General features: G+C 62.4%; 5 protein-coding genes. All 5 read left to right on the top strand.

Features of this window, described 5'->3' with window-relative positions:
- Positions 1 to 773 (top strand): molybdopterin dinucleotide binding domain-containing protein (locus ACXJ7R_RS21035; protein ID WP_457153527.1); only part of this gene is annotated, 773 nt, incomplete at its 5' end.
- Positions 766 to 1353: a hypothetical protein gene (locus ACXJ7R_RS21040; protein ID WP_457153528.1), complete on the top strand. Its 588-nt coding sequence runs from the start codon at positions 766 to 768 to the stop codon at positions 1351 to 1353. The genes ACXJ7R_RS21035 and ACXJ7R_RS21040, both read left to right, overlap by 8 nt.
- 369 nt (positions 1354 to 1722) lie before the next feature.
- The gene (locus ACXJ7R_RS21045) at positions 1723 to 2451 is read left to right on the top strand and encodes an alpha/beta fold hydrolase (protein ID WP_457153531.1); all 729 of its coding nucleotides are present in this window, start codon (positions 1723 to 1725) and stop codon (positions 2449 to 2451) included.
- A gap of 346 nt (positions 2452 to 2797) precedes the next feature.
- Complete coding sequence (locus tag ACXJ7R_RS21050; RefSeq protein ID WP_457153529.1) at positions 2798 to 5971, top strand: efflux RND transporter permease subunit; 3174 nt, start codon at positions 2798 to 2800, stop codon at positions 5969 to 5971.
- Positions 5968 to 6907 (top strand): efflux RND transporter periplasmic adaptor subunit (locus ACXJ7R_RS21055; RefSeq protein WP_457153530.1); only part of this gene is annotated, 940 nt, incomplete at its 3' end. The genes ACXJ7R_RS21050 and ACXJ7R_RS21055, both read left to right, overlap by 4 nt.

Below are 6907 nucleotides of genomic sequence, written 5' to 3' on the forward strand. Positions count from 1 at the left end.
GCCTCGGGCRCACCGAAATAGACGTCCAGGCAACGGGGCCGCAGTCGATCACGGTCGAGGATTCGATGTCGATGGTGCACGCGTCGGCGGGCCGCAATGTTCCGGCGTCGGAGCACCTGATGAGCGAACCTGCAATCGTCGCCGGCATTGCACGGGCGACGCTGGGTGCAGGTTCCGTCGTCGACTGGGAAAGCTTCACCGCCGACTACGACCTTATCCGCGACGCGATCGAAGACGTGTTCCCGATCTTCCAGGGTTTCAATGCCCGCATTCGCATCCCGGGCGGCTTCCATCTGACATCGAACGCGCGCGAACGCATCTGGGCGACAGTTTCCGGCAAGGCGAATTTCCTCGTCTTCGACGGCCTCGGCGAGGATCCGCCCCTGGACAGTCTAGACGCTCTATGGCTGACGACGGTGCGCAGCCATGATCAGTACAACACCACGATATATTCGATGTCCGACCGCTATCGCGGTGTCTTCGGTCAGCGCGACGTGATCTTCCTCAACGAACAGGAGATGGAAAGGCGTGGCCTCCAGGCCGACGACCGCGTCGACTTGATCACTCTGTCCACCGACGGCGTTGAACGCCGCCTGTCCAATTTTCGGATCGTCCCGTATGCCTTCCCGAATGGCAGCTGTGCGGCCTACTATCCCGAGGCAAACCCCCTCGTGCCGCTCTATGCGCACGATCCGATGAGTTTCACGCCCTCCTTCAAAGCAATTCCGATTCGCATTTCGCGCTCGTGTACCGAGGCGGTTGATCATGGGTGAGGTCGAACTCGCGCGCCTTCATGACCAATGCCGATCCTATCCCTGGCGGCTAGACCGCGGCGATCTTCGGGCGGCGTCGCGCTGGGTCGCCGGCAAGTGGTCGGACGGGTTCGGTCGCGCCACCGAAGGCGCGAGCGGCAGTGTCGAACTGGCGCAGTTTGGGGTTCTGGAACCCTATCTTGCCGAAGCAATCGTGCTTGAGCGGGGAGCAGACTTCATGTTTGCGAGATGGGGCGCGGCGCTGGACGCGCTTTGTGGCGGGGACCGTGGTGGTCACAGGCTGTCTGCGCTCCCCCAACCCAGCCGCGGACAGCTGCGCCGGCTGTGTGTGCGGGCAGCTGCGGAGCAGTTGCCGCAAGCAAGACAGGCGACCTGGGCGCTCGATGGACGGATCTGGCAGTGTGCGATGCTGGCGCTGCCGACGGCCGGCGACTCGCTTTCTGCCACGCGACTTCTCGTGGCCCTGCTCTTTGCCCCTCACTCAATGTTTGCCGCCCAGCCTCTTCCACGTGGCGAAGCGTTGCGTTGGAGGCGAAGCTCCCACGCACTCCGCGCACGCGCCATTCTGCCGAACTCCTGAGGCGCCCGTCCCCTCCTCCCGCGGGCGCCTGAACTGGCGGTGGGTCGCATCAGCGATCCGCCGCCCTTTTTTGGTGACCTTCGGTCGTTGCCGACGGCGGGCGCGCCCATCACATCGCCATCGGACCTGCCCGTTCGTGCGCGACGAGAAAGGCAGGGGCGTTTCCGAAAGACGCCGAACCGCGAAATCGGGATTGTCGCAACGAGCTGCCTCCGCAAACGCCTTGGCCACGGAGCCGGCCCGCAGGATTTGCTACCGCATCGCTGGCCCTCATCTTGGTCATCGGCGCATTCGATTGTTTGAAAAAAGGGAAGGAAGAGACCCGTGCGCGAGATCGTCAATGCCATCGCAATTGCCCTCACTCTTGGCCTGTCGGGAGTCGCCGTGGCAGCCGACAATCCCACGCCCAAGCCCGCACATACCGTGGCGCGCAACGTCGTGCTCGTGCACGGAGCGTGGGCCGACGGATCGAGCTGGGCCGAGGTGATCCCGCTCCTTCAGGCAGCCGGCCTCAGAGTAACCGCGGTGCAGAATCCGCTGACGTCGCTGGCAGACTCGGTCGCGGAGACGCGACGGGCGCTGGCGCTGCAGGATGGGCCAACCGTGCTCGTAGCGCATTCCTGGGCCGGCACCGTCATCAGCGAAGCGGGGACTGATCCCAAGGTTACATCGCTGGTCTATGTGGCTGCACGAGCACCGGATGCCGGTGAGGACTTCGTCGCTCTTTCCGCAACCTTTCCCGCAGGACCCGTTCGAGCCGGCATCCAGGTGAATGATGGCTTCACCAGATTGTCCGAAGAGTCATTCCTGAAATACTTCGCAAACGGTGTCGCGCCCAGGCAAGCCAAGATCCTGTATGCGGTCCAGGAGCCCACCGCTGCGACCATCTTCGGCGGACGAACCACAGAGGCTGCATGGCATTCCAAGCCATCGTTCTACGCGGTGTCGAAGCAGGACAAGACGATCAACCCTGATCTCGAACGGTTCCTCGCCAAACGCATGCACGCGACGACGGTGGAGATCGATGCGGGCCACCTGTCGCTGGTTTCCCATCCCAAGGAGGTCGCCGACCTCATTCTGGCTGCGGCGGGCCGATGACATTGGATTTGCCCCGGCGAAGCTATGCGGACGGGCCTGACGGCCTGGGCGGGCTGTCCCGGCGACGGCCCGCCCGCCGCGCGCAGCATCCACATGCTGGTCGCAATGGTCTCGCCCACTGCACTGATGTTGCCCAAACCAGCCTGCCATCGGGCGCCCGGCGATGAGCTTGGCGACGTCACCGGGCAACGCTCGGCGCCGACGCCTTTTGGGCGCAAGGACCGGACATTCGAGGCAATGGGCGCAAAGTCATTTCGGAGACACTGAAAGAAAATCCGGCAATACGGCGACGTTCATCGCTCGAGCCGTTCCGACTAACGTTGCCAGGAAGGTCATCGGCTGAGGCATGGGTATCGTTCGGTTCGCGTTGCGATTTCCGCACACGTTCTATGTGCTGGCTGCCTTGATTCTCTTTCTCGGCGGCGTCGCAAGTCGCGAGATGCGGTTGGACGTCTTTCCGGAAATCAACATTCCGGTGGTGACTGTAATCTGGAGCTATGGCGGCCTCAGCACGCCGGAGATGGAACAGCGTGTCACCACGTACAGCCAGTATGCGATCAGCTCCAACGTCAATGGCATCAAGAACATCGAGGCGCAGACCTTAGGGGGGCTGTCGGTCCAGAAGATCTATTTTCAACAGGATGTGAATCTCGATCTCGCGATCGCGCAGATCGTTTCGGCCACAAACGCCATTCGTGCCCTCCTGCCGCCGGGTATCCAGGCACCGCTCGTGGTGCAGTTCAATGCCTCCAGCGTGCCGGTCCTGCAGATCAGCCTGAGCTCGGACACACTCAACGAACAGCAGCTCTACGACTACGGCATCTATCGGATCCGCCAGCAGCTGGCCCCGATCCCGGGCGTCACACTGCCGACTCCGGCGGGCGGAAAATATCGCCAGATCATGGTCGACCTCGACCCGTCGAAGCTCCTGGCCAAGGGTCTGACACCGCTCGACGTCGTCAACGCGGTCAACGCCCAGAACCTGACTTTGCCGTCGGGCACGGCCAAGATCGGCAACACACAGTATGTCGTGCGCACCAACGCCACGCCAGCAACCATCGATGAGCTCAACGATATTCCGATCAAGGTCGTGAATGGCGCTACGGTGTTCGTCAAGGATGTCGGCCAAGTCCATGACGGATGGCTCGTCCAGCAGAACATCGTTCGCGAGAACGGCCGGCATTCGGTTCTGCTCAGCATCATCAAGAACGGCAATGCCTCGACGCTGGAGGTGGTCAATGCCGTTCGGGATGCCTTGAAGACGGCACGCGCCGCGGCGCCTCCCGGCATGGAAATCAGAGAGCTCTTCGACCAGTCGGTGTTCGTCAAGCAATCGATCGCCGGCGTGCTGCGGGAGGGCGTGATCGCGGCCGCACTCACCGCTCTGATGATCCTGCTGTTTCTCGGATCGTGGCGATCGACGCTGGTCGTCATGATCTCGATCCCGCTGGCGATCCTGTCGTCGGTCGTGGCGCTGTATTTCCTGGGCGAAACGCTCAATACGATGACGCTGGGAGGCCTGGCGCTCGCGATTGGCATCCTCGTCGACGATTCGACGGTGACGCTCGAGAACACCCATCGCCTGCTCACCGAGGAAAGACAGACGCTGCCGCAGGCGACGCTGCATGGAGCCGCCGGTATCGCCGTGCCGACCCTGGTGTCGACGCTGGCCATAAGCTGCGTGTTCACATCGGTGGTCTTTCTGGAAGGTCCGGCAAAATATCTGTTCACGCCGCTCGGTCTTGCCGTCGTGTTCGCGATGCTCGCATCCTATGGACTTTCGAGGACGCTCACTCCGATCACCATCGGATTGCTGCTCAAAAGCGAACGCCATGGCGCCTCGACGGGCTGGTTCGGCAGGTTTCACGCCAGGTTCGAACGTGGTTTCGAGGCCATGCGCCTGCACTATGCCGAGTTGCTGGCCGTACTCCTCAGGCGCCGGTTCATCGTTCCCCTCATTGCAGCCCTGGTGCTCGCATTGGGCGCTGTGCTGACGATGCTCGTCGGTCGCGATTTCTTTCCCGCGATCGACGGCGGCCAGATCCAACTCCATGTTCGGGCTCCCGCGGGAACCCGGATCGAGGAGACGGAAAAGATCTTCCAGGCTGTCGAGGACAAGATCCGCGAGATCGTTCCTGATCGCGACCTCCAGCTTGTCGTCGACAACATCGGCCTGCCGGCGCGTTCCTACAATTTGGCGTTCACGGATGGATCGACCATCGGCGTGAATGACGGTGTGATCCAGGTCGCATTGAAAGACGGCCACGCGCCGACTGCCGACTATGTGCGCAAGCTGCGCACGGCGCTGCCAAGCGCCTTTCCAGACGTTCTGTTCTACTTCCAGTCGGCCGACATCGTCACGCAGATCCTCAATTTTGGACTGCCGGCGCAGATCGATGTCCGTACGGTCGGCTATGACCGCGTCACCAATCTGCGGGTTGCATCGGAGTTGCGGCGCCGCATCGCCGCCATTCCCGGCGTGGTCGACGCACACCTGCAGCAGGAAGTCGACGCGCCGGCGTTCTATGCCGACATCGATCGCACGCGGGCGGCGCAGCTCGGCCTCAATGCCAGCACGATCGCCAACAACATCAATGTGAGCCTGAGTTCCTCCGAGCAGGTGTCGCCTAACTTCTGGACCGACCCGACCACGGGCATTCCCTACTACCTCGCCGTTCAGACACCGGAAAACAAGATCGCGTCATTGAACGATCTCGGCAACACGCCTGTGTCCTCAACCATCAACACCGCCGGCGCACAGGTTCCCGGGCAACTCAGCAACGTCGCGACGTTCAAGCGCGACAGTCTCCCGACAAACGCCAACCAGGCGAACGTCCAGCCAGTCTACGAAGTCTATGCAAGCGTCCAGGGTCGCGATCTGGGAGGTGTCTCCAGCCAGATCAGCACGATCGTCGCCGACCTGCAGAAGCAGCTTTCGCCCGGAAACACCATCCAGGTTATAGGGCAGATCCAGAGCATGAACGATGCCTTCTGGGATCTCGGCATCGGCATCCTGTTCGCCGCCGTGTTCGTCTATCTGCTGATGGTCGTGAACTATCAGAACTTCGGCGACCCCTTCGTCGTCATCCTTGCCTTGCCGGCGACCTTTTGCGGCATCGTGACGATGTTGTTCATCACGGGCACGACGCTCAACGTGCCCTCACTGATGGGTGCGATCATGGCGGTCGGGGTTGCTTCGGCCAATTCCATCCTGCTCGTGACCTTCGCCCGGGACCAGCAGTTGGCAGGCAAGTCCGCGTTCGACGCCGCGATCGACGCCGGCCACACCCGGATCAGACCTGTGCTTATGACCGCGGCCGCGATGATCGTCGGCATGGTTCCCATGGCGATCGGCGGAGCGGGAGAAGAGCAGAATGCCGCACTGGCGCGCGCGGTCATCGGGGGACTTTTGTTTGCAACGCCCACGACGCTCCTCGTCGTGCCGTACCTGTTCGCGATGCTGCGTAGCGGACAGGACGGCAAGACGGCTCACGGCGTCTTCGAAGAGGAAATCGCATGAAACCGAGGCACCGTTTGGATCAGGACGACGACACGGTGATGGATGATGCAATGAAGCGGCCGCCGCGCCGAGGCGGAGGCCGGCTGCTTGCATTGGGCGCGCTCGCTCTGCTGATGACGGGACTGGCCTATGGCGCCCAAGGGTACTATTCGCGCAACCAGGAACTCGCGGCTTCGGCCAAACAGGCGCGTGACTTCATTCCGCTGGTGCGAGTTGCGGCGGTAAGGCCGAGCGACGACATCGTGAAAGTCAGTCTGCCCGCCACCACAACTGCCTTCGACGTCGCGGACATCTTCGCGCGAGCCAGCGGCTATATCGAGACGCGCGAGGCCGATATCGGGGACAAGGTCAAGAAGGGACAGTTGCTAGCCAAGATTGCCGTGCCGGAACTCGATGACCAGATTTTGCAGGCCCAGGCAACCTTGGGACAGTTCAAGGCGGCGCTGCAACAAGCACAAGCCAATCTCGATCTCGCCAAGGTGACGTGGCAACGAGACAAACCCCTGGTGGACCAGGGCTGGATCACCAAGGAACAGGGTACGATCGACGTCCAAACCCTCAAGGCACAGGAGGCGGCTGTCGGCGTTGCGCAGGCCAACGTGAATGCGCAGCAGGACCAGTTGCGCGTTCTCGACCAGCAACAGGCCTACCAGCAGGTGGTCGCCCCGTTCGACGGCGTCATCACTCAACGCAACGTCGACATCGGCAGCCTAGTGCAGGCCGACACGACCAACAGCACTTTCCTGTTCGCCATCATGCAGGGGGATGTGATCCGTGCCCAGGTCTACGTCCCCCAGGACCAGGCCTTTGGACTGACCCCGGGGGTCAAGGCCGTGCTCCAGGTCCCCGAAATCCCCGGCCGTACCTTCCCCGGCACGGTGACGCGGATTGCCGATGCGCTGGCACCGGGCACACGGACCTTGCTGACCGAAATCG

The sequence above is a fragment of the Mesorhizobium sp. P5_C1 genome, from assembly GCF_054049815.1.

Coding starts and splice junctions, on each gene's coding strand:
- ACXJ7R_RS21040 (WP_457153528.1), top strand. CDS start 766: ATGGGTGAGGTCGAACTCGCGCGCCTTCATGACCAATGCCGATCCTAT.
- ACXJ7R_RS21050 (WP_457153529.1), top strand. CDS start 2,798: ATGGGTATCGTTCGGTTCGCGTTGCGATTTCCGCACACGTTCTATGTG.